The following is a 23,534-nucleotide window of genomic DNA, read 5'->3' as shown; positions in this document are numbered from 1 at the left end:
GCATCGCCCCATGAAAAAAGGCCCGCCGGATCGGCGAGCCTTCCATGGATCCGCTGAAGCTTCGCTCAGCAGGTGTAACGCACGCGCCGGCCCCACTCGTCGCGGCCGTAGCAGATCTGATCCGGCGTCGCGGCATGGCCAATGATGGCGCCGCTGGCGCCGCCGATAGCCGCACCCGCCAGGGCGCCGCCGGCCCGGCCCGTCGCTGCACCGCCAATAAGGGCGCCTGCGCCCGCGCCGATAAGAGCGCCAGTACCTGCATTCTGTTCACGCGCGGTGCAGGCGCCCAGGGCGGCTGCCAGACTCACGATGACCATGAACTTCTTCATGCCGACTGTTCTCCTCTTCACAAAACGGCGATTTCGCTCGCAGTCCGAAACCGGCCGTGCGGCCAAAAGGTTCCCGATGCGGAGCGCGACCTCCATTCACATGACGAAAAAGCCGGAAATGTGATGCCGGAGGATTGCACAAAAAGGCTCTGAAAAAGCTGGAACCTTTGGCTTCCGCAGGACGTTGAGGAGACGAGTTTCCGGGGCTGAAGCGACGCGCCCCCGACACATGGAGGAACCCGACATGGCGATGTCCACCACGTCCACTACCACTGCCAATCCCTTGATTGCGGGGGCTCGCGTTGCGGGAACGGACGTCTACAACGCGGCTGGGGAGCATCTCGGCGAGATCTACGACGTGATGCTGGACAAGCAGACCGGAAAGGTCGCCTACGCGATCATGTCCTTCGGCGGCTTCCTCGGCCTCGGCGAGAAATACCATCCAATTCCGTGGAGCGTTCTCGACTACGACCCGCAGCGCGGCGGCTACGTCGTGCCTCTGACAAAGGAAAAGCTCGAAGCTGCGCCGATGTACGACAGCGAGGGCGAGCCCGACTGGGAGGACAAGGCTTACGGCAAGCGTGTCCACGACTATTACGGCACGATGCCCTACTGGATGATGTAGCGGCTGCCAGACGCTGGTCGCGGCGGTTGCTATCCCCCCAGCCGAACCGCCGTGGCGGCGGGATGCGGGCCGAAAGGCCCGCATCTTCTTTTTGCGGCGTCTCATGCGTTCTCGCAGGTGGCCGCGGCGCTTTTTGGCCAGAGCGAGGGAACCAGAGGGCGCCCTCGCGCGTCTGGTCGGTGGGGGAATTCGAGACCCGATGAGCCACCGCGGCACAGCCGCGAGGCGGCCGTCCCTCACATCAGGAGAAGGCGAGATGCGCATCCGTTACGGCTATCGGATCGAGTTGGTTTGCGCGCGTGAGATGCCCCTTGTCACATTGCTCGATGTCCACCCCTCGCGCCGCCACGACCTGACGATGCCCGACGAGATGCGGGTCAGCGCCTTGGCCGATCCCTCGCTGCCGATCGCCGTCGCACAGCATCTCGACGCCTTCGGCAATATCTGCCGGCGCATGGTGGCGCCTCCCGGCGGCATCCGCCTTGAATCGGAAGGGGTTGTGCATGATTCAGGGGAGCCCGATCCTGTCCACCCGGCGGCACGGGAGATCGCCCCCTCACGTCTGCCCGACGAGGCGCTCCTCTATCTGCTCGGCAGCCGCTACTGCGAGACCGACAAGCTCTTCGATCAGGCCTGGTCACTGTTCGGGCAGATCGCGCCGGGCTGGCCGCGCGTCCAGGCGATCGTCGATTTCGTCCACAATCACCTGACATTCGGCTATCATTTCGCGCGCAGCACGCGCACGGCCGCTGAGGCCTTCGAGGAGCGGATCGGCGTCTGCCGCGATTTCGCGCATCTGGCTGTCGCGCTGTGCCGCTGCATGAACATCCCGGCCCGTTACTGCAATGGTTATCTCGGCGATATCGGCGTGCCGCCGAATCCCGCGCCGATGGACTTCAATGCCTGGTTCGAGGTTTTCCTGGGCGGCCGCTGGTACACCTTCGATGCCCGCCACAACGAACCGCGCATCGGCCGCATCGTCATCGCCCGCGGTCGTGACGCGACCGATACCGCGATGATGTGTTCCTTCGGAATGCATACCTTGCAGCGCTTCGAGGTGATCACCGAAGAAGTCGGTGAGACGCCCATGCCGCTGGCCCCGCCGCAGCCCGCGCAATTCGATGCGCGCCCCGCAGCAGCGTAAGGGCGGTCTTGCGCAGCCACGCGGGGCACCTATCTTGGGCTCCACATGCGTCACACCGTTGTCGTCAACGCCCGCGCCGGAGCGGTCCTCGAAGCAGGTGCCGACGCCTTTGCGGCTCGTATCGAGGCCGCCTTCAAGGCCCATAGCTGCCACGCGGACGTCAAGCTCGTCCCGCCGCGCGAGATCGGCAGCGCCTTGTCGCTGGCGATCGAGAAGGACAGGACGATACCGGTCCTGGCCGGTGGCGACGGCACCATCAACGGCGCCTTGCCCGTGCTGATTCAGGCGGACCGCCCGGTCGGCATTCTGCCGATGGGAACCGTCAATGTGTTGGGGCGAGACCTCGGCCTGTTCGGCCCGCTCGAGCAGCAGGTTGCGGCGCTCTGTCATGGCGAGCCTGTCGCGATGGATGTCGGCCGCGTCAACGACCGGCTGTTCCATTCGATCTCCGGCATGGGTTTCTTCAGCCTGATGGCGCGCGAGCGTGAACATGCGCGCCGCCGCTTCCCCTTCAGCCGTGCCGCCGCCTTCGGCATCGCGGCGACGCGCTCGATCCTGTTCACCCGCCCGGTCGCCGTCGAGATTGCCATCGGCAATCAGAGCCGGGTCGTCGAGGCGGATGCCGTACTGGTCACCGTCAATCGTTTCAACGGCGCCGAATGGCGGCGCGATTGTCTCGATGGCGGCGTCTTCGAAGTCCACGTGTTGAATGCGGGTGGCCTCTATTCGCGTAGCAAGGCGGCCTTGTCCGTCGCCTCCGGCCGCTGGCGCTCGTCCCGCAATCTCAGCTCCTTCACGGGTAATGCGGTCACGCTGTCCCGCCGCGACAAGCGACAGGGGCACATCACCTTCGATGGTGAGGTCGAGCGCAGGGCAGGGGCGTTGACCTATGGCTTGCTGCCCAGAGCCTTGACCGTCATCGCCGCTCGCCCGACCCGATTCTGGAGTTGAAAGCCGTCATGCCTGAGCCGCTGCACGCTTTGAGCCAGGCGTCGGCGCCATGGTGGCAGCCGCGCGTTCTCGTGCCGGCTGCCGCGGCGCTGGCCTTTGTGGCGCTGGCCGCCTTCATCGCCTCGGGCCACAGCTTCGCCTTCGATACCAAGCTGGTCCTGCTGTTCCGCGACCCGGCCAATCCCGCCGTTCCGATCGGGCCGACTTGGTTCCAGGAGGCGGTGCGGGACATGACGGCACTTGGCAGTTTCGTCGGCTTGTTCTTCATGGCGACCACCGCGACGCTGGCGCTCTGGCTCTGTGGCTATCGGCACCTGGCTGTGGGCCTCGTCGTCAGCCTGCTCGCGGCCCTGCTGGCCAGCAATGGGCTGAAGATCGCGATCGGACGCCAGCGGCCCGACATCGTAAGCCATGCGGCGCTCACCTTTACTGCCAGCTTTCCGAGCGGGCACGCCTTTCTCTCGGCGGTGACGCTGCTCAGCATCGCGGGCTTCGTCGGCCTCGCTTCGCGACGCGAGGACATCAAGCGCCTGTGCTTCGCGCTGGCCTGGGTGATGATCGTGCTGATCGGTCTCAGCCGGATTTATCTCGGCGTCCACTGGCCGACCGACGTTATCGGCGGCTGGTGCCTCGGCATCGCCTGGTCCACCATCGCGGTCGCCTGGCTCGGGCGGAAGATAGCGGCTTCCGACCCGGCCTGACGGCGCAGGCGCTTTCAGCGCCCAGCCTTCGAACCGGCTCAGCGCATGTCGATGGTGGCGTTGACGCCGAGATCGGGCGTGCGCCCCAATATCTTCGCCGTCGCCAACTTGAAGGCGACGACGACGCTGCTCGAGGGGCCGTCCCAGATTTCTGCCGAGATCGGCGTCAGTGCGAGCAGGGTGGCGTCGGGGTCGTCAGGCCCATGCGGGAACCAGGCGCTCGCCAGCGGGGTCCAGATCTCGCGCAGCTCGTTCCTGCCGGGCACTTCCGAAGCTGAACAGGAGATCGCGGCGTAGAAGTTCCGGTTCTCGTGGCTGATGGCGATGGAGACGGAAGGCGAGCGCAGGGCCGCCCCGACGATGCCGGTATGACGATGGCTGATGAAGAGCAGCCGGTGGTGATCGCGGTCGAGATGCCCCGACATCGGCCGGGTTTTGATGGCATTTTCGGCCAGTAGCGAGACCATGTAGACGGGATGCGCGGCAAGCGCCGTCCAAATTCGCTCCTGCTGTTCCGTCTCGTGCATCGCTCGCTCCAGCCAGCGCGATCCTGGCATGGCTCGCGCCGAATTTGAACGCCGATGGTGACTGAACGTTCCGTCCTCGCGGAACTTTGAGCGGCAGGCCGGCGTTGGCAGGGCGCCGCGGCTCCGGCCGCCTCGTCAAGGATGTTTCATGCTCGCCTCACGCAATCTTCTGGTTGTCCTCATCGTCGTGCTCGTCGCCGCCCTGGCCGTGACCGGCTACTCGCTCTACCAGGAAAAGAAGCAGCCCGATGGCGTACAAATCTCGGTCGGCAAGAACGGTCTGTCGATCAAGGAGAAGTAGTTTCCGCCGGCGATGCAGTTAGCGGATGGCTCCCCGACCGTCGGGCATTGGCCTTCCCGGTCCAAAGGCGCTAACACCCTCCCACAAGCCTGTTCGTGGGAGAGAAAGATGAACGCGCCCTTCAAGAACCTCATCGCCGGCGAATGGGCTGGCGGAGCCAACGCCTCGCGCAACATCAACCCCTCGAACACCGGCGACGTCGTCGGCGAGTACGCGCAAGGGACGGTCGAGGACCTGAACAATGCCGTCGCCGCCGCCAAGGCCGCATTCCCGGCCTGGAGCCGCACGACGCCGCAGGAGCGCTACGACATCCTGAAGAAGGCCTCCGACGAGATCCTCGCCCGCAAGGACGAGCTCGGCCGCCTGCTCTCGCGCGAGGAGGGCAAGACCCTTCCCGAGGGTATCGGCGAGGCGACCCGCGCCGGCCAGATCTTCGCCTTCTTCGCCGGCGAATGCCTGCGCCTTGGCGGCGAGATGATCCGCTCGGTGCGCCCCGGCGTCGGCGTGGAGGTGACGCGCGAGCCGCTCGGCATCATCGGCATGATCACGCCGTGGAACTTCCCGATCGCGATCCCCGCCTGGAAGATCGCGCCGGCGCTCGCCTGGGGCAATTGCGTGGTCCTGAAGCCGGCCGATCTTGTGCCCGGCTCGGCCTGGGCGCTCGTCGACATCCTCCAGCGCGCCGGCCTGCCGAAGGGCGCGCTCAACCTCGTCATGGGCCGCGGCTCGGTCGTCGGCCAGGCGCTGCTGGAGCACAAGGACGTCACCGCCATTTCCTTCACCGGCTCGGTCGCGACCGGCCGCAAGGTCGCGGCTGCCTGCATCGCCTCCAATCCGATGAAGAAGGTCCAGCTCGAGATGGGTGGCAAGAACCCGCTCGTCGTGCTGGACGATGCCGACCTCAAGACGGCGGTGGAAGTCGCGGTCAACGGCGCCTTCTTCTCGACCGGCCAGCGCTGCACCGCCTCCTCGCGCCTGATCGTCCAGGCCGGCATCCACGAAAAGTTCGTCGAGGCCTGTATCGAGCGCCTGAAGACCGTCGTCGTCGACGACGCACTGAAGGCCGGCACCCATATCGGCCCGGTGGTCGACCAGGGCCAACTCGACCAGGACCTGAAATACATCCAGATCGCCAAGGACGAGGGCGGCAAGCTGGTCTTTGGCGGCGAGCTTCTGAAGCGCGAGACCCCCGGCTTCTATCTGCAGCCGGCGCTCTTCACCGAGACGACCAACGCCATGCGCATTTCGCGCGAGGAGGTCTTCGGCCCGGTCGCCAACATCGTCCGCGTCAAGGATTATGACGAGGCGCTTGCGGTGGCCAACGACACCGAGTTCGGCCTCTCCTCGGGCATCTGCACGACCTCGCTGAAGCATGCGACGCATTTCAAGCGCAACAGCGAGGCCGGTATGGTGATGGTCAACCTGCCGACGGCGGGCGTCGACTATCACGTGCCGTTCGGCGGCCGGAAGGGCTCCAGCTACGGCCCGCGCGAGCAGGGCGCCTACGCCAAGGAGTTCTACACCACGGTCAAGACGGCCTATACGCTGGCTTGATCGGTTTTTCAGGCGGAAAAGAGAGGGCCGCGCCGCATGGCACGGCCCTTTTCGTCAGAAGCCTTCCAGCACGATCTTGCCCTTGGCGCGGTTGCTCTCGATCAGGGCCTGTGCGCGCTTGAGGTTTGCCGCGTTGATCGTGCCGAAATGCTCCGCGAACGTCGTGCGGATCGTGCCGGCATCGACGAGGCGCGACACTTCCGTCAGGAGCTTGCCCTGCTCGGCGATGTCGGCGGTCTGGAAGACCGGGCGGGTGAACATCATCTCCCAGTGCAGCGACAGGCTCTTGCGCTTCAGAGGGTTGGCGTCGAGCGTCTTGGGGTCGTCGATCAGGCCCAGCCGGCCCTGCGGCGCCAGAAGCTCGACGATGCCCGCAAGATGCGTGTCGGTATGCGTGGTTGAGAAGACGAAGGCGGGCGCGCCGATGCCGAGCGCGGCGATCTGTTCCGGCAAGGGCTTCGTGTGATCGACGACATGGTGGGCGCCGAGCTGCTTAGCCCAGGCCTGCGTCTCGGGCCGCGAGGCCGTCGCGATCACGGTGATGTCGGTCAGGCGGCGCGCAAGCTGGATCGCGATGGAGCCCACTCCGCCTGCGCCGCCGATGACGAGCAACGCAGATGCCGCGCCCGGCACTGCCTTGCGGATGTCGAGCCGGTCGAACAGCATTTCCCAGGCTGTGATCGAGGTGAGCGGCAGGGCCGCTGCCTCCGCAAAGCTCAGCGTCGCCGGCTTGGGGCCGACGATGCGCTCATCGACGAGATGGAGTTCGGCATTCGAACCGGGCCGATCGATTGCGCCGGCATAGAATACGGCATCGCCCGGCCTGAAGCCCTTCACCTCCGGCCCGACCGCTTTGACGATGCCCGCGGCGTCCCAACCGAGCACATTCGCCTGTCCATCCGTCGGCTGGCTGCGGACGCGGACCTTCGTGTCGACCGGGTTGACCGAGACGGCTTTGACCTCGACCAGCAGGTCGCGCCCGGCGGCCACAGGTTCGGGCAATTCCAGGTCGATCAGGCTGGTCTCGGCGGCGATGGGTTGTGACTGGCGGTATCCGACGGCGCGCATGGCGTCTCTCCTGCATTGCGATGGAGGTGAGATGCGCATAACTGTCGCATGGCACAAGAACGCACAATTTTAGCTCATAGTGTCGAAAAGGGTACCGTGATGCCGCCGCGTTTCAAGGAGCCGTATTCCTCTGCCGCTTGTCCGGTCGAGGCCACGCTGGGGCTGATCGGTGGCAAGTGGAAAGGGATCGCGCTCTATCACCTGATGGGAGGAACGCTGCGCTTCAGCGAGATCCGCAGGCGGGTTCCCGGCGTGACGCAACGCATGCTCACGACCCAGCTCCGGGAGCTGGAGGCAGATGGCCTGATCGTCCGCGTCGTCTATCCCGAGGTGCCGCCACGCGTCGAATACAGCCTCTCGGCCAAGGGGCGCACGCTGGAGCCGGTGATCGTGGCTCTGAAGGCATGGGGCGAGGCGCATGCCTGCTCCTCGCAGCCTCGAACGGCGGAGGCCGCTGCGTGAGCGTTCAGCCGACCGGGATGACGTCCACGGCAACGCCGATCTTCTGCGAGCCGGGGCCGATCACCACGCCGTCGAGAGGGGCCACATCGGCATAGTCCCGGCCGATGGCGGTGACGATATGGTCGTCGGCGACGATCAGATCATTGGTCGGGTCGAGGCCGACCCAGCCTGTCTCCGGGCCGCACCAGAGCAACACCCAGGCATGGCTGGCGTCGGACCCTTCGAGGCGTTTTTCGCCGGGCGGCGGGATGGTTCGGATGTAGCCGCTGACATAGGCGGCCGGTAGGCCGAGGCCCCGCAAACCACCGATCATAATATGGGCAAAGTCCTGGCAGACGCCGTGGCGCTGGGCGAAGGCCTCGGCGATGGGCGTGCTGACCTCCGTCGCCTCCGGATCATAGGAGAAGTCGCGCCGGATGCGTGTCATCAGCTCGCTGGCGGCTTCGAGCACCGGTCGCCGCGCCCCAAAGCTCTCTGCCGCATAGGCGATCACCGCCGCAACGGGGGGAACGAGCCGGCTCGGATAGAGGTGATGCGCCGGCGAATCCGGGGCCAGGCTGTTCGATGCCAGCGCGAGCTGCGCGACCTCCTCCCAGTTGCGGGTCAGCCCGGCATGGGGCGGGGCCTGCCGATGCACTTCGATCCGGGCGCGCATCTCCACCTTCAACTCGCGATGCGGCTTGGTGATCGTGACCGTGGTCATCCGGTTGCCGAAGAAGCAGATGCCGTCGCTGCGCTCGGCCGGCCGCGGCGAGATCGAGAGCTCGGCCTTCCGCACGATCTGGCCGGGGCCGTCATGCGGCAGGAGACGCAGGATGCAGCGGGAAAACGGGACCTGGCGGCTGTAGCCGTAGGTGGTGACGTGGCGCAGCTCGTAGATCACGCGATGCCCGTCATCCGCGAGCCTTCGGGGCCGCTGTTCTGGAGGAAATAGCGGTCGGCGATGGCGCTGGAGACGCCCATCAGCAATTGCTCGAACAGCAGGATGCTGGTGCGGTCGAGCCGGCTCGCTTCGGTCGTGCGGCAATCGGCGGCGAGCCGCAGCACCAGCCGGCGCGGCGCTTCCAGCATGCCGTCGTCGGTGAGCGCGGGCAGGGCGGCGATCTCGGCATCGAGCCGTTCGATCTGGAAGGCGACGGAGCGGGGATTGTAGGGGTCGAGCATCACCAGATCGAGCACCGGCTGCAGGCTCGCGCCGAGCAGGTAGCGCGAGCGGTAGGTGATCTGCGAATCCGTGAGGTCGAGCAGGGTGTCGAGGCTGTCGCCGGAGGCATGGCTGTCGGCGAATTGCCGGGCGAAGCGGCAGGTTACGATGCCACGCTCCAGGCGCCGGCCGATATCGAGGAAGCGCCAGCCCGCGCCGCGCACCATGTTCTCCTGGCTGAGGCCCGAGAAGGCGGCGAGCGTCTTCAGCGCCCGGTCGGCGCTCTCATAGGTCTCGCCTTCGCTGTGCTTGCGGCCTTCCTCGGGAAGAAGCTGGCGCTGCAGGTCGCCGAACAGCCTCCAGGCATCGACCGAAAGGCGCTCGCGTATCACCGAGGCGGTTCGCCGGGCCTCCCGGACCGAAGCGGCGGCCGAGCCATAATCGTCGAGGCTGAAGAGCGCAGCGCGTGCTTGTGCAGCCGGGTCCTTGTGTCCCGCACCGCTCGGGGCGGCTCCCCAGGCGACGAGCATGCCCGCCAGTTGGCGGACGGTCTCGCTGTGACCCGGCGCCGGATCGGGATCGATCAGCCGGCCGAGCAGGGCCCGCACCAGCCGCAACGTGGCCTCGCCACGCTCCAGATAGCGGCCGAGCCAGAACAGATTGTCGGCGGCGCGGCTCGGCAGCGTGCCGGTCACCCGCCGGATGCTGGTGCGGTCGGGTGTCGGCAGCAGGCTGATCTGCGCGACCGGCTCCTCCGAGGTGATCCAGACATCGCTGGAGCGCACGCCATTGCGCAGGCTGACGGCCCGCGCATCGGGCTCGTCGGAGATGCGGCAGAAGCCGCCGGGCATCACCCTCCAGCCATCGGGCGTGGCCGCGGCGAAAACACGCAGCATCATCGGATGGGGTTCGAGGCGCCCGTTCTGGAAGACCGGCATGGTCGAGAGCCGCACCACCTCCTGCCCGACATAGTCCATGCCGCGTGCCTGGATCCGCCGGCGCAGCGCCTCCCGCTCCGCCTCGGGCAATTCGGCGGCCACGATGGGCGCCGTATCGAGCCCGCCGCCGGCGCTGCGGAAGGCGGGCGCCACGCTCATCTCGTCGAACCGATCGAGCACCGCCTGGCGCTCCGGCTGCTGGCCGCACCACCAGGTCGCGACATTCGGCAGGATCAGCTCCCCGCCGGTGAGTTGCTCGGCCAAAGCCGGCATGAAGCCCATGAGAGCGCGTGACTCGACCACGCCGGAGCCCAGCCCATTGGCGACATGAACATGGCCTTGGCGGACGGCCTCGACCAGCCCGGCCACACCCAGCGCCGAGCCGGCGTTGAGTTCGAGCGGGTCGGCGAAGTCGCCGTCGATACGTCGCCAGATCACGTCGGCGCGCTTCAGCCCGGCGATGGTGCGCACATGGACGCGGCCCTCCCGCATCAGAAGGTCGCCGCCCTCGACCAGCAGGAAGCCGAGATAGCGCGCGAGATAGGCCTGCTCGAAATAGCTCTCGTTGAGCGGGCCGGGGGTGAGCAGGCAGATGCGCGGCTCGACACGCCTGGAGCGCGCAACGAGCCCGGCGCGGAAGCTCTGGAAGAAGGGCGCGAGCCGCTCGATGTTCATGCTGCGGAACATGTCCGGGAAGGCGCGGGCGAGCGCCAGCCGGTTCTCCAGCGCATAGCCGGTGCCGGACGGCGCCTGCGCCCGGTCCTGCAGCACCCACCAACGCCCGTCCGGCCCGCGGCCGAGATCGGCGGCGTAGAGCTGGAGCGCGCCGCCGCCGGGCGCGCCATGGAGGGGCCGCAGATAGTCCGGGCTGCCGGTGACGATCGCAGCCGGGAGAAGCCCTTTCGCGATCAGCTCGCCCGGCCCGTAGAGGTCGTCGAGCAATGTCGACAGGATCTCGGCGCGCTGTGTGATGCCTGCCGCGATGACCTGCCACTCCGCCTCGGGAATGACGAGCGGCACATGCGACAGCGGCCACGCGCGCTCACCGAAGCCCGGATCATTCGCATCGACGTCGCCATGGACGCGATAGGACACGCCGGTGTCGCGGACATGCCGGTCGGCCAGCCCGAAGCGCTGCGACAGCTCGGCCGGCGTCAGCGCGCACCATTCCGACAGGAACGGCTCCCAATGCGGTCTGACCTCGCCGGTCTCGTCGATGAATTCGTCGAAGGCGCCGGACAGCGGCCGATAGCCGGCGAGAAGGGCGGCGCGTCGGTCTGCCCTGCTGCGTCCCGTCCGGGTGCGGCCCTGCACTGCCATTCGCTCTGTCAGACCCCCACGCGCTTTCCGTTCGACTGATCCCAGTCGAACGGGATGATTCGCGCCAATATGACTACCGCCTCAGATCCAGCGTGAGCGGAAATTCGGCGCTGCGCTCTTCCGGCGGAATCGCCAGAGCGCCGGGACTATGACCGATCGCTTCGAAGCGCGCGAGCCGTCTTGCTTCCGCTTCATAGGAATTGACCGGGGGTGTCTCGTAATTGCGGCCGCCCGGATGCGCGACATGGTAGACGCAGCCGCCAAGCGAGCGTCCGGCCCAGCTATCGACGATGTCGAAGGTCAGCGGCGCATGCACCGGGATCGTCGGGTGCAGGCCCGAGGCCGGCTGCCAGGCCTTGAAGCGCACGGCCGCGATCGCCTCGCCGGAGGCGCCTGTCTCGGTCATCGGTAGCCGCCTGCCGTTGCAGGTGATCAGATGACGGCCCGGAACGAAGCCCCTCGCCTTCACCTGCAGACGTTCCACCGAGGAATCGACATAGCGCACCGTGCCGCCGATCGCACCTTCCTCGCCCAGCACATGCCAGGGCTCCAGCGCCTGCCGGATCTCGATCTCGACGCCGCCATGCGCGACCTTGCCGAAGAAGGGGAAGCGGAACTCGGCCTGCGCCTCGAACCAGACCGGGTCGAAGGCGTAGCCGGCGTGCTTCAGGTCCGCGAGCACCTCGCGGAAATCCTGCCAGACCAGCTCCGGCAGCATGAAGCGGTCGTGCAGCGCGGTGCCCCAGCGCACCAGCTTGCCATCCAGCGGCTCGCGCCAGAACCAGGCGATCAGCGCCCTCAGCAGCAATTGCTGCGCCAGAGACATTCGCGAATCCGGCGGCATCTCGAAGCCGCGGAACTCCAGCAGCCCGAGCCGTCCGGTCGGCCCGTCCGGCGAATAGAGCTTGTCGATGCAGATTTCGGTGCGATGCGTGTTGCCGGAGACATCGACCAGCAGGTTGCGGAACAGCCGGTCGACCAGCCAGAGCGGGATCGGTGCCTCACCCGGTTTCGGCACCTGCGCCAGTGCGATCTCAAGCTCGTAGAGCTGGTCCTGCCGGGCTTCGTCGATGCGCGGCGCCTGGCTGGTCGGGCCGATGAACAGCCCGGAGAACAGGTAGGACAGGGCCGGGTGCCGATTCCAGTAGAGCACGATGCTCTTCAATAGATCCGGCCGGCGCAGGAAGGGCGAATCCGCCGGGGTCACGCCGCCGAGCACCACATGGTTGCCGCCGCCCGTGCCGGTGTGGCGTCCGTCGACCATGAATTTCTCGGCGCAGAGCCGCGCCTGCCGCGCCTCCTCGTAGACGCCCTGCGTGATCGCCACTGCCTCGCGCCAGTCGGTGGCCGGGTGGATGTTGACCTCGATCACGCCGGGGTCGGGCGTGACTTTGATGACATCGAGGCGCGGGTCGAAGGGCGGCGCATAGCCCTCGATATGGACTGGCAGGCCTGTCTCTTCGGCGGCAGCTTCGATTGAGGCGACGAGATCGAGGTAGTCCTCCAGCCGCTCGACCGGCGGCAGGAAGACGCAGAGCACATTGTCGCGGATTTCGAGGCTGAGCGCCGTGCGCACATGCTCGCCGCCGATCTCCTGCTCGGTGCGCTGCTGGGCTGTACCTGCCACGCCGAGATCGGCCTGGACGGACATTTGTGTCGGCGCTGCGAAGCTGGTCGGGGCCACCGGCGCCGGTGGGCTTCCGGCGCCCGGCGCCGGCGCGGCCTGCGAGACGCCGGCCGGCGGCAGCGGACCACGCGGCTCCGTCGGGTCCTGTGGATGAATATGCGGGTATTCGGCTTTCGGTATGTCGGGGAGGGAGCCGAGCGGCAGTCGATAACCGACCGGCGAGTCGCCCGGCACGAGGAAGAGCTTGCCGCGCCGCAGCCGCCATTTCTCCGAGCGCCAGCGCCGGTCGTTCGCGGCCGCCTGCCAGCGCTGCACCGGGATGACGAAGCCGCGGGGATGGCCGAGACCGAGCTGGAAGACCTGCGCCATCCGCGCCCGCTCCTCGGGATCGGAGAGGCGTGAATCGAGCGGGTCGACATTGTCGGGAAGCTGCGCCTCCTTCAGCAGCCAGTGGCCGGTATCCTCATAGGCCGGGATGACGTAGTCGGCGCCGAGGCCGAGATTTTCCGAAAGTTCCCTCGCCAACGCCTCGGCATCCTGGACGGTCGCGCCGGCTTCGAGCTCTCGGTCGCCGCCGGTCCTGGCACCGGGCTCGCGGGCGATGAGGTCGGGGTTGCGCCAGATCGGCTGCCCGTCGCGGCGCCAGTAGAGCGCGAAGGCCCAGCGCGGCAGGCTCTCGCCGGGATACCATTTGCCCTGGCCGTAATGCAGCATCCCTCCGGGCGCGAAGCGCTCGCGCAGGCGCCGGATCAATGCGTCGGCGCGCTCGCGCTTGGTCGGTCCGACGGCGGCGATGTTCCACTCCGCTCCGGTCTGGTCGTCGATCGAGACGAAGGTCGGCTCGCCGCCCATGGTGAGCCGAACGTCCTGCGCCTGCAGATCGGCCTCGACCTTCTCGCCGAGCGCGTCCAGCGCCTGCCAGGATTCGTCGGAGAAGGGCAGGGTGATGCGTGGCACCTCGTGCACCCGCGTCACGCTCATCCGGAAGTCGAAGCTCGTCTCGGCATAGCTCGCCACGCCCGAGACCGGCGCGGCCGAGCGGTAATGCGCCGTCGCCGCCAGCGGCAGGTGGCCCTCTCCGGTGAGAAGCCCGGAGGTCGGGTCGAGCCCGACCCAGCCCGCGCCTGGAATATAGACCTCGGCCCAGGCGTGAAGGTCGGTGAAATCCTTGTCGGTGCCGCGGGGGCCCTCCAGCGGATCGACGTCGGCCTTCATCTGGACCAGGTAGCCGGAGACGAAGCGCGCCGCGAGGCCGAGATGCCGGAGCGCCTGGACCAGCAGCCAGCTCGTGTCGCGGCAGGAGCCGGACCCGATCGAGAGCGTATGCTCCAGCTCCTGCACGCCGGGCTCCATACGGATGCCATAGGCGATGCGTTGCTGCAGGCGGGCGTTGAGATCGACGATGAAGTTGACCGTGTTGGCCGGCTCCTTCGGCAGCTCCGCGAGGAAGGCTTCGAGCAGCGGCCCGGCCGGTTCCGTCACCAGATAGGGCGCGAGCTCCGCTCGCTGCTCCGGCGTGTAGGCGAAGGGAAAGATCTCGGCCTCCGCCTCGACGAAGAAGTCGAAGGGATTGATCACCGACAGCTCGGTGACGACATCGACCTCGATGCGGAATTCCCTAACGGGCTCCGGGAAGACGAAGCGCGCCAGCCAGTTGCCGGCCGGGTCCTGCTGCCAGTTCACGAAATGCTGGGCCGGCGTCACCTTCAGCGAATAGCTGTTGATCGCCGCCCGGCAATGCGGCGCCGGCCGCAGGCGGATGATCTGCGGCCCGAGCGTGACCGGGCGATCATAGGAATAGTGGGTGACGTGGTTCAGCGCGGCGATAATGGCCAAGGTTCGGCTCCCCCGGGACGCTGGCAAAGGCGGCAAACCGCCCACCGAGATAGGTTAGCGAGCCGGATCGCATGCGCAAGGCGCCCGGTGGACAGGGTGGCGGCAGGCGGGAGAGCCTCTGCCCAAGAGATGTGCATAATGGCGAGCGGATGGCCTGCGGTCGGCTGGACAGCCGAGCCCGACTGGTTGCAGATAGCCGGCAAGGGGCCATCGATGGCTCCAGAGACACGAACAACGGGGAAATCGATGCGTCACGTAGCCAAGTTGATGGCGGCTTCGGCCTTTGCGGCCTTGATGTCGACGACGGTCGCCTTCGCGCAGACGCCGAAGGATACGATCGTCATGGCCAAGCAGATCGACGACATCATCACGCTCGATCCGGCCGAGGCTTTCGAATTCTCCGGCGTGGAGGTCGTCGCGAACGTCTACGACAAGCTGATCAACGTCGATATCGCCAAGAACAACGCGCTGGTGCCGGATCTCGCCGAGAGCTGGACCGTCAGCCCCGACAGCCTGACCTACACCTTCAAGCTGCGCAAAGGCGTCAAGTTCCACTCCGGCAACCCGCTGACCGCGGCCGACGTGGTCTACTCCGTCCAGCGCGCGGTTACGCTGAACAAGTCGCCGGGCTTCATCCTGCGCCAGTTCGGCTTCGTCGCCGAGAACGTGCTCGACAAGGTCAAGGCTCTCGACGAGAACACCGTCCAGATCACCGTCTCCAAGCCCTTCGCACCGACCTTCTTCTACAACTGCCTGACCTCCGGCGTGGCTTCGATCGTCGATTCCAAGCTGGTCAAGGCCAATGAGAAGGACGGCGACTGGGGCAATGCCTGGCTGAAACTCAATTCCGCCGGCTCCGGCGCCTACAAGGTCCGCGCCTACCGCCCGAACGAGCAGTACACGCTCGACGCCAACGAGAGCTGGTACAAGGGCGCGCCGAAGAGCAAGCGCGTCGTCGTACGCCATGTCGCCGAGCCGGCCTCGCAGCGCCTGCTCGTCGAGAAGGGCGATGCCGATATCGCCCGCAACCTCTCCAAGGACCAGCTCGCGGCGGTCAAGAGCAACGAAGCGATCAAGATCGTCCAGGGTGACAAGGGCTACATCCTCTATCTCGGCCTGAACCAGAAGAACCCGAACCTCGCCAAGCCCGAGGTGCGCGAAGCGCTGAAGCTGCTGGTCGATTACACCTCGATCGAGAAGAACATCCTCGAAGGCACCTACAGGGGCCACGAATCCTTCCTGCCGCAGGGCTTCCTCGGCGCGATCTCGGACAAGCCCTACCAGCTGAACCTCGCCAAGGCGAAGGAACTGCTCGCCCAGGCCGGTCTGGCCAACGGCTTCACCGTCACCATGGACACCCGTTCGGTTGCGCCGATCACCGATATCGCCCAGGCGATCCAGGCGACCTGGGCCCAGGCCGGCGTCAAGCTCGAGATCATCCCGGGCGACGGCAAGCAGACCCTGACCAAGTACCGCGCCCGCACCCACGACATCTATATCGGCCAGTGGGGCCCGGACTATCTCGACCCGCACACGAATGCCGAGACCTTCGCCATCAACGAGGACAATGGCGAGGAGGCGAAGTCGAAGACGTTGGCCTGGCGCAATGCCTGGGATATCCCGGACATGACCAAGATCACGCAGGGCGCGGTGCTGGAAGCCGACGCCGTCAAGCGCAAGGCGACCTATGAGACGCTGCAGCGCGAGCATCAGAAGGTCTCGCCCTTCGTCATCATGTTCCAGCAGATCGAGGTCTCGGCCGAGCGCAAGAACGTGAACGGCTGGGTCATCGGCCCGAGCTCGGACACCAATTTCTACGCGACCATCGTCAAGAACTAAGTTCCGTGACGCAGGAGACCCGCCCTGGCCCTTGGCCTCGGCGGGTCTTTGCGTTCCCGTAGAATACGCTGCCGGCGTGACCCGCCCGGCCAGGAGAGACCGTTGCTCATGACGATCAGGAACGGAGGCGAGGCATGACGGCCGTGACGCAGGCGCCAGCCCGCAAGAGCGCCTCGCCGGGAAGGCTGGGCCGTTGGGGCCGCGCGCTCTCGCGCGAGCTGACGACCGTGGTCATCACCATGTTCGGCCTGCTGCTCGTCACCTTCTTCATCGCCCGGGTCATCCCGATCGATCCGGTGCTCGCCGTCGTCGGCGACAATGCCCGTCCCGAGACCTATGAAGCCGCGCGCATCGAGCTCGGCCTCGACAAGCCGCTCTGGCAGCAATTCGCCATCTATATCGGCAAGGTCTTCACCGGAAATCTCGGCACCTCCGTGCTGACCTCGAACCCGGTTACCGAAGACATCAAGCGCGTCTTCCCGGCGACGCTGGAACTTGCCACGCTCGGTACGTTGATCGGCGTCCTCATCGGCGTGCCGCTCGGCATCCTCGCCGCCGTCAACCAGGGCCGCTGGCAGGATCAGGTCGCCCGCGTCGTCGGCCTTGTCGGCTATTCCGTGCCGGTCTTCTGGATCGGCCTGATGGCGCTGCTGCTGTTCTACGCCAAGCTCGGCTGGGTTTCCGGGCCTGGCCGCATCTCTGTGGTCTGGCAGGACATCGTCACCACCCGCACCGGCGTCATCATGATCGACGCGGCGCTCGAAGGCGAATGGGAAGCCTTCTGGGACGCATTCTCGCACCTGATCCTGCCGGCGCTCGTCCTCGGCCTGCTGTCGGTCGCCTATATCAGCCGCATGACCCGCAGCTTCATGATCAGCGAGCTGCAGCAGCAATACGTCATCGCGGCCCGCGTGAAGGGCGTCTCGGAAGCCGCCGTGATCTGGCGCCACGCCCTGCGCAACGCCGCCGTGCCGCTCTTCACCGTGATCGCACTCTCCTATATGCACCTGCTCGAAGGCTCGGTGCTGACAGAGACGATCTTCGCCTGGCCGGGGCTCGGCCGCTACCTCACCAACGCGCTGCTCAACGCCGACATGAACGCCGTGCTCGGCGGCACGCTGGTGGTCGGCGTCGTCTTCATCGCGGTCAATCTGCTGACTGACATCATCGGCCGGCTGGCCGATCCGCGCGTGCGCTGAGGAGGCGGATATGAGCGACACTTCCTCCGCCGGCCTGCATGCCTGGCTGATCAGCGATTCCCCGGCATCGCGCCGCCAGGCCCGCCTCGGCCAGCTCTACCGGCAATGGCTCGCCTTCAGGCGCAATCCTATGGCCGTGGCGGGCCTCGCGATCATCGTCCTGCTGCTGCTGGTCGCCGCCTTCGCGCCGCTGATCGCACCGTTCGACCCGCTGGCGCAGGCACTCGACAAGCGGCTGCTGCCGCCGTCCGCGACCAACTGGTTCGGCACCGACGCGCTCGGGCGCGACATCTTCAGTCGCATCGTCTACGGCACGCGCATCACGCTGGTCATCGTGCTGCTGGTCGTGGTGACGGTCGGCCCCTTCGGCCTGCTGATCGGCGCGGTCTCCGGCTATTTCGGCGGCTGGGTCGACCGTCTCCTGATGCGCATCACCGATGTCTTCCTCGCCTTCCCGCGCCTTGTGCTGGCGCTGGCCTTCGTCGCCGCGCTCGGACCCGGCATCGTCAACGCCATCATCGCCATCGCGATCACGACCTGGCCGCCCTATGCGCGCGTCGCCCGCGCCGAGACCATGGTGATCCGCAACCAGGATTATATCGAGGCGATGCGCCTGCAGGGCGCCTCGCGCGCCCGCATCATCTGGAAGCATGTCGTGCCGATGTGCATGCCTTCGCTGATCGTGCGCACCACCTTCGACATGGCCGGCATCATCCTGACCGCCGCCGGCCTCGGCTTCCTCGGCCTCGGCGCGCAGCCGCCGATGCCGGAATGGGGCGCAATGATCTCCGCTGGCCGCGAGCAGATCTTCGACCAGTGGTGGGTCGCGACCTTCCCGGGACTCGCGATCTGTGTTGTCGCGCTCGGCTTCAACCTGCTCGGCGACGGGCTCCGCGACGTCATGGATGCGAGGTGAGGTCATGACGAGCGAGCAGCCTCTTCTCGAGGTCGACAATCTCAAGGTCGACTTCCACACGCCGACCGGCATTGTGCGGGCCGTGCGCGGCTTGTCCTTCAAGCTGGGGCGGGAGCGCCTCGGCATCGTCGGCGAGTCCGGCTCCGGCAAGTCGATGACCGGCCGCGCCATCCTCGACCTCATCCCGCACCCCGGTGTCGTCAGTGCCGATGGCATGCGCTTCCGCGGCCAGGACCTGACGGCGATGGACAAGGGCGCGCGGCGCAAGCTGCGCGGCCGCCACATCTCCATGGTGATGCAGGACCCGAAATTCTCGCTGAACCCGGTGCAGACCGTCGGCAGCCAGATCGCCGAGGCCTATCGCATCCACCGCAAGGCCGGTTCTCGCGAGGCGCGGGAGCGTAGCCTCGCCATGCTGGAATCCGTGCAGATCCGCGATCCCGCTCGCGTCTACGACCTCTATCCGCACGAGGTTTCGGGCGGCATGGGCCAGCGCGTGATGATCGCGATGATGCTGATCGCCGAGCCCGAGATCCTGATCGCCGACGAGCCGACCTCGGCACTCGACGTCACCGTGCAACTCCAGATCCTCAAGATCCTCGACGATCTCGTGACCGAGCGCGGCATGGGGCTGATCTTCATCAGCCATGACCTGCATCTCGTGCAGTCCTTCTGCGACCGGGTCATCGTCATGTATGGCGGCAAGGTGATGGAGACGCTGCCGGCAGCCGAGCTTGCCGACGCCTCCACGCGCAGCCGCCGCCATCCCTATACGCTCGGCCTGCTCGAATGCCTGCCGGATCTCGACCATCCCCGGGCGAAGCTGTCCACCCTCAACCGCGACCCGGCCTGGCTGGCATGACGAAATCTCTCCTCCGTCATTCCGGGGCGCTGCGAAGCTGCGAGCCCGGAATCCATAACCGCGTCAGCAGAAGGACGAGGCTCGGCCGTTCCGCTTATCCCTTCCAGTCCGGTGTTCATGGGTTCCGGGCTCACCGCTGCGCGATGCCCCGGAATGACAGAGAGATCCTCGTATGACCACCCAACCCGCGATCTCCGTCGACAAGCTCAATGTGTCCTTCGGCGACTCCCATGTCGTGAAGGACCTTTCATTCGAGGTGCGCAAGGGCGAGAGCTATGGCCTCGTCGGCGAGTCCGGTTCCGGCAAATCGACCGTGCTGCGCGTGCTCTCCGGCCTCAATCGCGACTGGAGCGGTTCGGCCACGATCGAGGGCGCGGTGCAGCCCAAGGTCCGGGACAAGGCCTTCTACCGCCATGTCCAGATGGTCTTCCAGGACCCCTACGGCTCGCTTCATCCCAAAAAGACCGTGGACGACACCCTGGCCGAGCCGCTGGCGATCCACGGTGCCGGTGATGCCGAAGCGCGCATCGGCAAGGCCCTCTCCGATGTTGGCCTGCCGGCCTCCTTCCGCTTCCGTTATCCGCATCAGCTTTCGGGCGGCCAGCGCCAGCGCGTCGCTATCGCCCGCGCTCTGGTGCTCGAACCCTCGATCCTGTTGTTGGACGAGCCGACCTCGGCGCTCGACGTCTCCATTCAGGCCGAGGTGCTCAATCTGCTCGCTGCGCTCAGGCAGGAGCGCAAGCTGACTTACATCCTCGTCAGCCACGATCTCGCCGTCGTCGGACATATGTGCGAGCGGCTGCTCGTCATGCAGTTCGGCCGCGCCGTCGAGGAAATGACCGTCGGGACGCTTGCCGCGCGCCAGCCGCAGACGGCCTACGCCAAGCAATTGCTGGCGGCGAGCGCGGGCTTCCGCCGCGCGGGCTAAACGGGTTCCCAAATCTCAGCCCTCATCCTGAGGAGCCGGCCGCAGGCCCGCGACACGAAGGATGTTCCAGCTTGCGCGGGAGCCTCCTGAAGCATCCTTCGCGACGCCATTCCTGCTGGAATGGCTCCTCAGGAGGAGGGCTTGCGGGGCTGTCGGCTGAGGATTGAGCAGCGAGGGGATCGGCCCTGCGCCGTTCCCTCTTTGCAGCACGGCAAAACCGTCTCACTCTAGGCGCAGCCTTGCGTTAGCTGCTTCGCGTCCGGATCGAAGCTTGGCCGGACGGCAAGGCTTCGCGCCGGTCCAGCGAACCGGCACCGCCTGACGGAGTTACAGGACTTATGGACGCCATCGTCGACAACCCGCTTCGGCCCGAGAGCATTCCCGAGCGGACACCGGTCCCGCCCTTCGATCTCGTGATCTTCGGCGCCGGCGGCGATCTCGCTTTGCGCAAGCTTTTCCCGGCTCTCGCCCAGCGCAATCGCGAGGGCGTACTGCCCGGCGAAAGCCGGATCTTCGCCGTCGTCCGCAAGGAGGAGGATGTCGAAGGGCTGCCCAAGCAAATCGCGAAGCGGCTCCATGAGGAGGGAATTCCGAAAGAGCAGGTCGAACCATTCCTGCGCCGGTTGACGATGGTCATGCTCGATGCGGTCCAGCCCGAGACCTACAAGGCCTTGAAGCAGGCGCTGGGCGAGAGCGAGCGCGTGCGCTCCTTCTATCTCTCGACCCCGCCTGACCTCTTTATCCCGATCTGCGAGAACCTCGCCAAGGCGGAAATCCTGACGCCGACCTCGCGCGTCATCCTGGAGAAGCCGCTCGGCCGCGATCTCGCCTCGGCGCGGCAGATCAACGATGCCGTCGCGCGCATCCTGCCGGAAAGCCGCACCTACCGGATCGACCATTATCTCGGCAAGGAGACGGTGCAGAACCTGCTCGTCCTGCGCTTCGCCAACACGCTGTTCGAACGCTCTTGGTCGAGCCGGGACATCGACCATGTCCAGATCACCGTAGCCGAGACCGTGGGGCTGGAGCAGCGCGCCGGCTATTACGACAAGGCCGGGCATATGCGCGACATGGTGCAGAACCATCTCATGCAATTGCTGACCCTCTTCGCCATCGAGCCACCGAACATGCTGGAGTCCGGGGCGGTTCGCGAGGAGAAGATCAAGGTGCTGAAGGCGCTGCGCCCCATCGTAGGCCCGGACGTCCAGCGCTACACCGTGCGCGGCCAGTACGGGCCGGGCCAGATCGACGGCCAGCGCGTCCGCGGCTATGCCGAAGAACTCGGCCACGGCTCGAACACCGAAACCTTCGTCGCCATTCGCTGCGAAGTCGATAATTGGCGCTGGGCCGGCGTGCCGATCTATCTGCGCACAGGCAAGCGCATGGCGCAGCGCTATTCCGAGATCGCCGTCACCTTCAAGCCGGTGCCGCATTCGATCTTCGGCAACGGCAGCTGCGACAGGCTCGATGCCAACCGCCTCTTCATCCGCCTGCAGCCGAACGACGGCGTCCAGCTCCAGCTGATGATGAAGGTGCCGGGCTCCGGCCGGCTCAAGATTGTGCCGCGCCAGCTCGACCTGCGTTATTCCACCGCCTTCGACGAGCGCACGCCGGATGCCTATGAGCGCCTGCTGACCGACGTGATCCGCGGCGACCAGACGCTGTTCATGCACCGCGACGAGGTCGAGCAGGCCTGGGCCTGGGTCGATCCGATCATTGCCGGCTGGCAGGACTACTATCCGCATCCGCATCGCTACGCCGCGGGCTCCTGGGGGCCGTCGCAGGCGATCGGCCTCATCGAGCGCGACGGCCGCTCCTGGGCCGATCCGGATTTCGTCTGATGGCGGCCGGCCCGCTCGCCTGGCACCGATTCGCCACGCTGGCCGATGCCTCGGAGGCCTTAGCCGAGACCGTCGCGGTGCGGCTGGCGCAAGTGCTCGCCGAGAAGGGCCGGGCGCTGCTCGCCGTGCCCGGCGGCACGACGCCGGCACGCTTTCTCGCGGCGCTCGGACAGCACGATCTCCCATGGAATGAGGTCACGTTGCTGCCGACCGACGAGCGCTTCGTCGCGGCCGATGACGAGGCATCGAACGAGCGCATGATCCGTGCGCAATTCGCACCGCTTGCGGACGGACGCGCCGAGTTCCTCTCTTTCCATGGACGTGGCAGCGACATCGAGGCGGCCGCGGCCCTGCTATGCGCGGAGCTGGCAGCACTTCCGCCGCTCGATCTGCTGGTCAGCGGGATGGGAGCGGATGGGCATATCGCTTCACTCTTCCCCGGCGCCGAAGCCACCTTCGATGCCGTGCCGGACAGCGGCATCGTCGTGGCCCGCCCGCCGGGTTTGCCGCCCCGGCTGTCGCTTTCGCCAGTGCGCCTCCGCGGTGCAGGTTGGGCGAGCCTGCTCGTTTCCGGCGGCGCCAAGGAAGCGGTGCTGAAGGAGGCGGCCGCCCGCAAGGCGCCGCTGCCGGTCGATATGCTGCTCGGCCGGGAGCAGGGGCTCGACGTCTACTGGGCGAAGGAGTAGAGCCCGGTCATCCGTTCAAATCGATTGAAAGATGAAGCCATGGACGAGACTGCCGCGATTGCCCGGTTGAAGAGCTGCGGCGTGATCCCCGTCGTCGTGATCGAGGATGCCTCGCGGGCCGTCGATCTCGCCCATGCGCTGGTCGCCGGCGGCATCGATGTGGTCGAGGTCACGCTGCGCCGCCCGGCCGCGATGGAGGCCCTCGCTGCCATCGCGAAGTCGGTCCCGAAAGCGCTGCCCGTCGCCGGCACGGTCGTCACGCCTGCACAGGCCGCGCAGGTCAAGGATGCCGGTGCGCAGGCCGTGGTCAGCCCCGGCTTCAGCGAGAGCGTCGATGAAGCCCTGCGCAAGGTGGACCTGCCGTGGCTGCCGGGTGTCGCCACTGCTTCCGATTGCATGCGCGCCGTTGCGGCAGGCCGCACCACCGCCAAGTTCTTCCCGGCAGAGCAGGCCGGCGGCCCACCGGCCCTGAAGGCGCTTTCCGGCCCGTTTCCGCAGATGAGCTTCTGCCCGACCGGCGGCGTCGGCCTCAAGAACCTTGGCGACTATCTCGCTCTGCCGCAGGTGATCTGCGTCGGCGGCTCCTGGCTCGTGCCGGCCGATGCGATCGCAGCCGGCGACTGGAACCGCATCACCACCTTGGCGCGCGAGGCGAAGGAAGCCTTCCTGAAGGCACGGGCCTGACTCGACCGCACACGCGTAGGCCGTGTGTCATTATCGGGCGGAGCGAAGCGCA

The 23,534-nt window shown here is 66.8% G+C and carries 21 protein-coding genes; 15 read left to right on the top strand and 6 right to left on the bottom strand.

Annotation, left to right across the window (positions count from 1 at the left end):
• Positions 1-65: 65 nt before the first annotated feature.
• A complete protein-coding gene (locus AC1DDA_RS06070; protein WP_476795032.1) occupies positions 66-329 on the bottom strand; it encodes a glycine zipper domain-containing protein in 264 nt (87 codons plus the stop codon).
• A gap of 244 nt (positions 330-573) precedes the next feature.
• Between AC1DDA_RS06070 and AC1DDA_RS06065 the strand changes: the two genes are divergently transcribed.
• From AC1DDA_RS06065 to AC1DDA_RS06050, 4 genes are all read left to right on the top strand, one after another.
• The gene (locus AC1DDA_RS06065) at positions 574-954 is read left to right on the top strand and encodes a PRC-barrel domain-containing protein (RefSeq protein WP_441510805.1); all 381 of its coding nucleotides are present in this window, start codon (positions 574-576) and stop codon (positions 952-954) included.
• A 256-nt stretch (positions 955-1,210) separates the two neighbouring features.
• On the top strand, positions 1,211-2,098 hold the full coding sequence (locus AC1DDA_RS06060) for a transglutaminase-like domain-containing protein (protein WP_476795031.1): 888 nt from the start codon (positions 1,211-1,213) through the stop codon (positions 2,096-2,098).
• A 45-nt stretch (positions 2,099-2,143) separates the two neighbouring features.
• Positions 2,144-3,049, top strand: coding sequence for a diacylglycerol/lipid kinase family protein (locus AC1DDA_RS06055; RefSeq protein ID WP_476795030.1), 906 nt, complete (start codon positions 2,144-2,146; stop codon positions 3,047-3,049).
• 8 nt (positions 3,050-3,057) lie between these two features.
• Positions 3,058-3,750, top strand: a complete 693-nt coding sequence (locus AC1DDA_RS06050) for a phosphatase PAP2 family protein (RefSeq protein WP_476795029.1) — start codon at positions 3,058-3,060, stop codon at positions 3,748-3,750.
• Positions 3,751-3,788: 38 nt separating this feature from the next.
• On the opposite strand, the gene AC1DDA_RS06045 is transcribed toward AC1DDA_RS06050, so the two are convergent.
• Complete coding sequence (locus AC1DDA_RS06045; RefSeq protein WP_441510809.1) at positions 3,789-4,277, bottom strand: pyridoxamine 5'-phosphate oxidase family protein; 489 nt, start codon at positions 4,275-4,277, stop codon at positions 3,789-3,791.
• A gap of 148 nt (positions 4,278-4,425) precedes the next feature.
• On the opposite strand from AC1DDA_RS06045, the gene AC1DDA_RS06040 reads away from it, so the two are divergent.
• Both AC1DDA_RS06040 and AC1DDA_RS06035 read left to right on the top strand, forming a co-directional pair.
• Positions 4,426-4,578: a hypothetical protein gene (locus tag AC1DDA_RS06040; RefSeq protein WP_441510810.1), complete on the top strand. Its 153-nt coding sequence runs from the start codon at positions 4,426-4,428 to the stop codon at positions 4,576-4,578.
• 108 nt (positions 4,579-4,686) lie between these two features.
• Positions 4,687-6,132 (top strand): aldehyde dehydrogenase family protein, encoded by a 1,446-nt coding sequence (locus AC1DDA_RS06035; protein WP_476795028.1) that lies wholly within the window; start codon positions 4,687-4,689, stop codon positions 6,130-6,132.
• A gap of 54 nt (positions 6,133-6,186) precedes the next feature.
• On the opposite strand, the gene AC1DDA_RS06030 is transcribed toward AC1DDA_RS06035, so the two are convergent.
• Positions 6,187-7,200 (bottom strand): zinc-binding alcohol dehydrogenase family protein, encoded by a 1,014-nt coding sequence (locus tag AC1DDA_RS06030; protein WP_476795027.1) that lies wholly within the window; start codon positions 7,198-7,200, stop codon positions 6,187-6,189.
• A gap of 99 nt (positions 7,201-7,299) precedes the next feature.
• Between AC1DDA_RS06030 and AC1DDA_RS06025 the strand changes: the two genes are divergently transcribed.
• Positions 7,300-7,662, top strand: coding sequence for a winged helix-turn-helix transcriptional regulator (locus AC1DDA_RS06025; protein WP_476795026.1), 363 nt, complete (start codon positions 7,300-7,302; stop codon positions 7,660-7,662).
• A gap of 4 nt (positions 7,663-7,666) precedes the next feature.
• On the opposite strand, the gene AC1DDA_RS06020 is transcribed toward AC1DDA_RS06025, so the two are convergent.
• From AC1DDA_RS06020 to AC1DDA_RS06010, 3 genes are all read right to left on the bottom strand, one after another.
• Entirely contained in the window at positions 7,667-8,545 is an 879-nt protein-coding gene (locus AC1DDA_RS06020) for a transglutaminase family protein (RefSeq protein ID WP_476795025.1), read from the bottom strand.
• Complete coding sequence (locus tag AC1DDA_RS06015) at positions 8,542-11,064, bottom strand: circularly permuted type 2 ATP-grasp protein (RefSeq protein ID WP_476795024.1); 2,523 nt, start codon at positions 11,062-11,064, stop codon at positions 8,542-8,544. Before AC1DDA_RS06015 ends, AC1DDA_RS06020 begins: the two co-directional genes overlap by 4 nt.
• Positions 11,065-11,137: 73 nt before the next feature.
• Positions 11,138-14,527, bottom strand: coding sequence for a transglutaminase family protein (locus AC1DDA_RS06010; RefSeq protein WP_476795023.1), 3,390 nt, complete (start codon positions 14,525-14,527; stop codon positions 11,138-11,140).
• Between the two features lie 246 nt (positions 14,528-14,773).
• Between AC1DDA_RS06010 and AC1DDA_RS06005 the strand changes: the two genes are divergently transcribed.
• The 8 genes from AC1DDA_RS06005 (at position 14,774) to eda (ending at position 23,482) form a co-directional block, all read left to right on the top strand.
• Positions 14,774-16,366: an ABC transporter substrate-binding protein gene (locus tag AC1DDA_RS06005; protein ID WP_476795022.1), complete on the top strand. Its 1,593-nt coding sequence runs from the start codon at positions 14,774-14,776 to the stop codon at positions 16,364-16,366.
• Between the two features lie 134 nt (positions 16,367-16,500).
• Positions 16,501-17,565: an ABC transporter permease gene (locus AC1DDA_RS06000; protein ID WP_476795021.1), complete on the top strand. Its 1,065-nt coding sequence runs from the start codon at positions 16,501-16,503 to the stop codon at positions 17,563-17,565.
• Positions 17,566-17,575: 10 nt separating this feature from the next.
• Positions 17,576-18,481: a nickel transporter permease gene (gene nikC / locus AC1DDA_RS05995; protein ID WP_441468940.1), complete on the top strand. Its 906-nt coding sequence runs from the start codon at positions 17,576-17,578 to the stop codon at positions 18,479-18,481.
• A 4-nt stretch (positions 18,482-18,485) separates the two neighbouring features.
• Positions 18,486-19,343 (top strand): ABC transporter ATP-binding protein, encoded by an 858-nt coding sequence (locus tag AC1DDA_RS05990; protein WP_476795020.1) that lies wholly within the window; start codon positions 18,486-18,488, stop codon positions 19,341-19,343.
• A gap of 172 nt (positions 19,344-19,515) precedes the next feature.
• Positions 19,516-20,271, top strand: coding sequence for an ABC transporter ATP-binding protein (locus tag AC1DDA_RS05985; RefSeq protein ID WP_476795019.1), 756 nt, complete (start codon positions 19,516-19,518; stop codon positions 20,269-20,271).
• A 338-nt stretch (positions 20,272-20,609) separates the two neighbouring features.
• The gene (gene zwf / locus AC1DDA_RS05980) at positions 20,610-22,112 is read left to right on the top strand and encodes a glucose-6-phosphate dehydrogenase (protein ID WP_476795018.1); all 1,503 of its coding nucleotides are present in this window, start codon (positions 20,610-20,612) and stop codon (positions 22,110-22,112) included.
• Positions 22,112-22,798, top strand: coding sequence for a 6-phosphogluconolactonase (gene pgl / locus AC1DDA_RS05975; RefSeq protein WP_476795017.1), 687 nt, complete (start codon positions 22,112-22,114; stop codon positions 22,796-22,798). The genes zwf and pgl overlap by 1 nt, the downstream gene beginning before the upstream one ends.
• Positions 22,799-22,837: 39 nt before the next feature.
• The gene (eda, locus tag AC1DDA_RS05970) at positions 22,838-23,482 is read left to right on the top strand and encodes a bifunctional 4-hydroxy-2-oxoglutarate aldolase/2-dehydro-3-deoxy-phosphogluconate aldolase (RefSeq protein ID WP_476780554.1); all 645 of its coding nucleotides are present in this window, start codon (positions 22,838-22,840) and stop codon (positions 23,480-23,482) included.
• Positions 23,483-23,534 lie beyond the last annotated feature (52 nt).

It is taken from the genome of Allobosea sp. 10N428 (genome assembly GCF_056394545.1).
Note: the sequence above shows the minus strand (reverse complement) of the source record. Positions and strands in the feature narration are given on the sequence as shown.

Coding starts and splice junctions, on each gene's coding strand:
- AC1DDA_RS06070 (WP_476795032.1), bottom strand. CDS start 329: ATGAAGAAGTTCATGGTCATCGTGAGTCTGGCAGCCGCCCTGGGCGCC.
- AC1DDA_RS06065 (WP_441510805.1), top strand. CDS start 574: ATGGCGATGTCCACCACGTCCACTACCACTGCCAATCCCTTGATTGCG.
- AC1DDA_RS06060 (WP_476795031.1), top strand. CDS start 1,211: ATGCGCATCCGTTACGGCTATCGGATCGAGTTGGTTTGCGCGCGTGAG.
- AC1DDA_RS06055 (WP_476795030.1), top strand. CDS start 2,144: ATGCGTCACACCGTTGTCGTCAACGCCCGCGCCGGAGCGGTCCTCGAA.
- AC1DDA_RS06050 (WP_476795029.1), top strand. CDS start 3,058: ATGCCTGAGCCGCTGCACGCTTTGAGCCAGGCGTCGGCGCCATGGTGG.
- AC1DDA_RS06045 (WP_441510809.1), bottom strand. CDS start 4,277: ATGCACGAGACGGAACAGCAGGAGCGAATTTGGACGGCGCTTGCCGCG.
- AC1DDA_RS06040 (WP_441510810.1), top strand. CDS start 4,426: ATGCTCGCCTCACGCAATCTTCTGGTTGTCCTCATCGTCGTGCTCGTC.
- AC1DDA_RS06035 (WP_476795028.1), top strand. CDS start 4,687: ATGAACGCGCCCTTCAAGAACCTCATCGCCGGCGAATGGGCTGGCGGA.
- AC1DDA_RS06030 (WP_476795027.1), bottom strand. CDS start 7,200: ATGCGCGCCGTCGGATACCGCCAGTCACAACCCATCGCCGCCGAGACC.
- AC1DDA_RS06025 (WP_476795026.1), top strand. CDS start 7,300: ATGCCGCCGCGTTTCAAGGAGCCGTATTCCTCTGCCGCTTGTCCGGTC.
- AC1DDA_RS06015 (WP_476795024.1), bottom strand. CDS start 11,064: ATGGCAGTGCAGGGCCGCACCCGGACGGGACGCAGCAGGGCAGACCGA.
- AC1DDA_RS06005 (WP_476795022.1), top strand. CDS start 14,774: ATGCGTCACGTAGCCAAGTTGATGGCGGCTTCGGCCTTTGCGGCCTTG.
- AC1DDA_RS06000 (WP_476795021.1), top strand. CDS start 16,501: ATGACGGCCGTGACGCAGGCGCCAGCCCGCAAGAGCGCCTCGCCGGGA.
- nikC (WP_441468940.1), top strand. CDS start 17,576: ATGAGCGACACTTCCTCCGCCGGCCTGCATGCCTGGCTGATCAGCGAT.
- AC1DDA_RS05990 (WP_476795020.1), top strand. CDS start 18,486: ATGACGAGCGAGCAGCCTCTTCTCGAGGTCGACAATCTCAAGGTCGAC.
- AC1DDA_RS05985 (WP_476795019.1), top strand. CDS start 19,516: ATGACCACCCAACCCGCGATCTCCGTCGACAAGCTCAATGTGTCCTTC.
- zwf (WP_476795018.1), top strand. CDS start 20,610: ATGGACGCCATCGTCGACAACCCGCTTCGGCCCGAGAGCATTCCCGAG.
- pgl (WP_476795017.1), top strand. CDS start 22,112: ATGGCGGCCGGCCCGCTCGCCTGGCACCGATTCGCCACGCTGGCCGAT.
- eda (WP_476780554.1), top strand. CDS start 22,838: ATGGACGAGACTGCCGCGATTGCCCGGTTGAAGAGCTGCGGCGTGATC.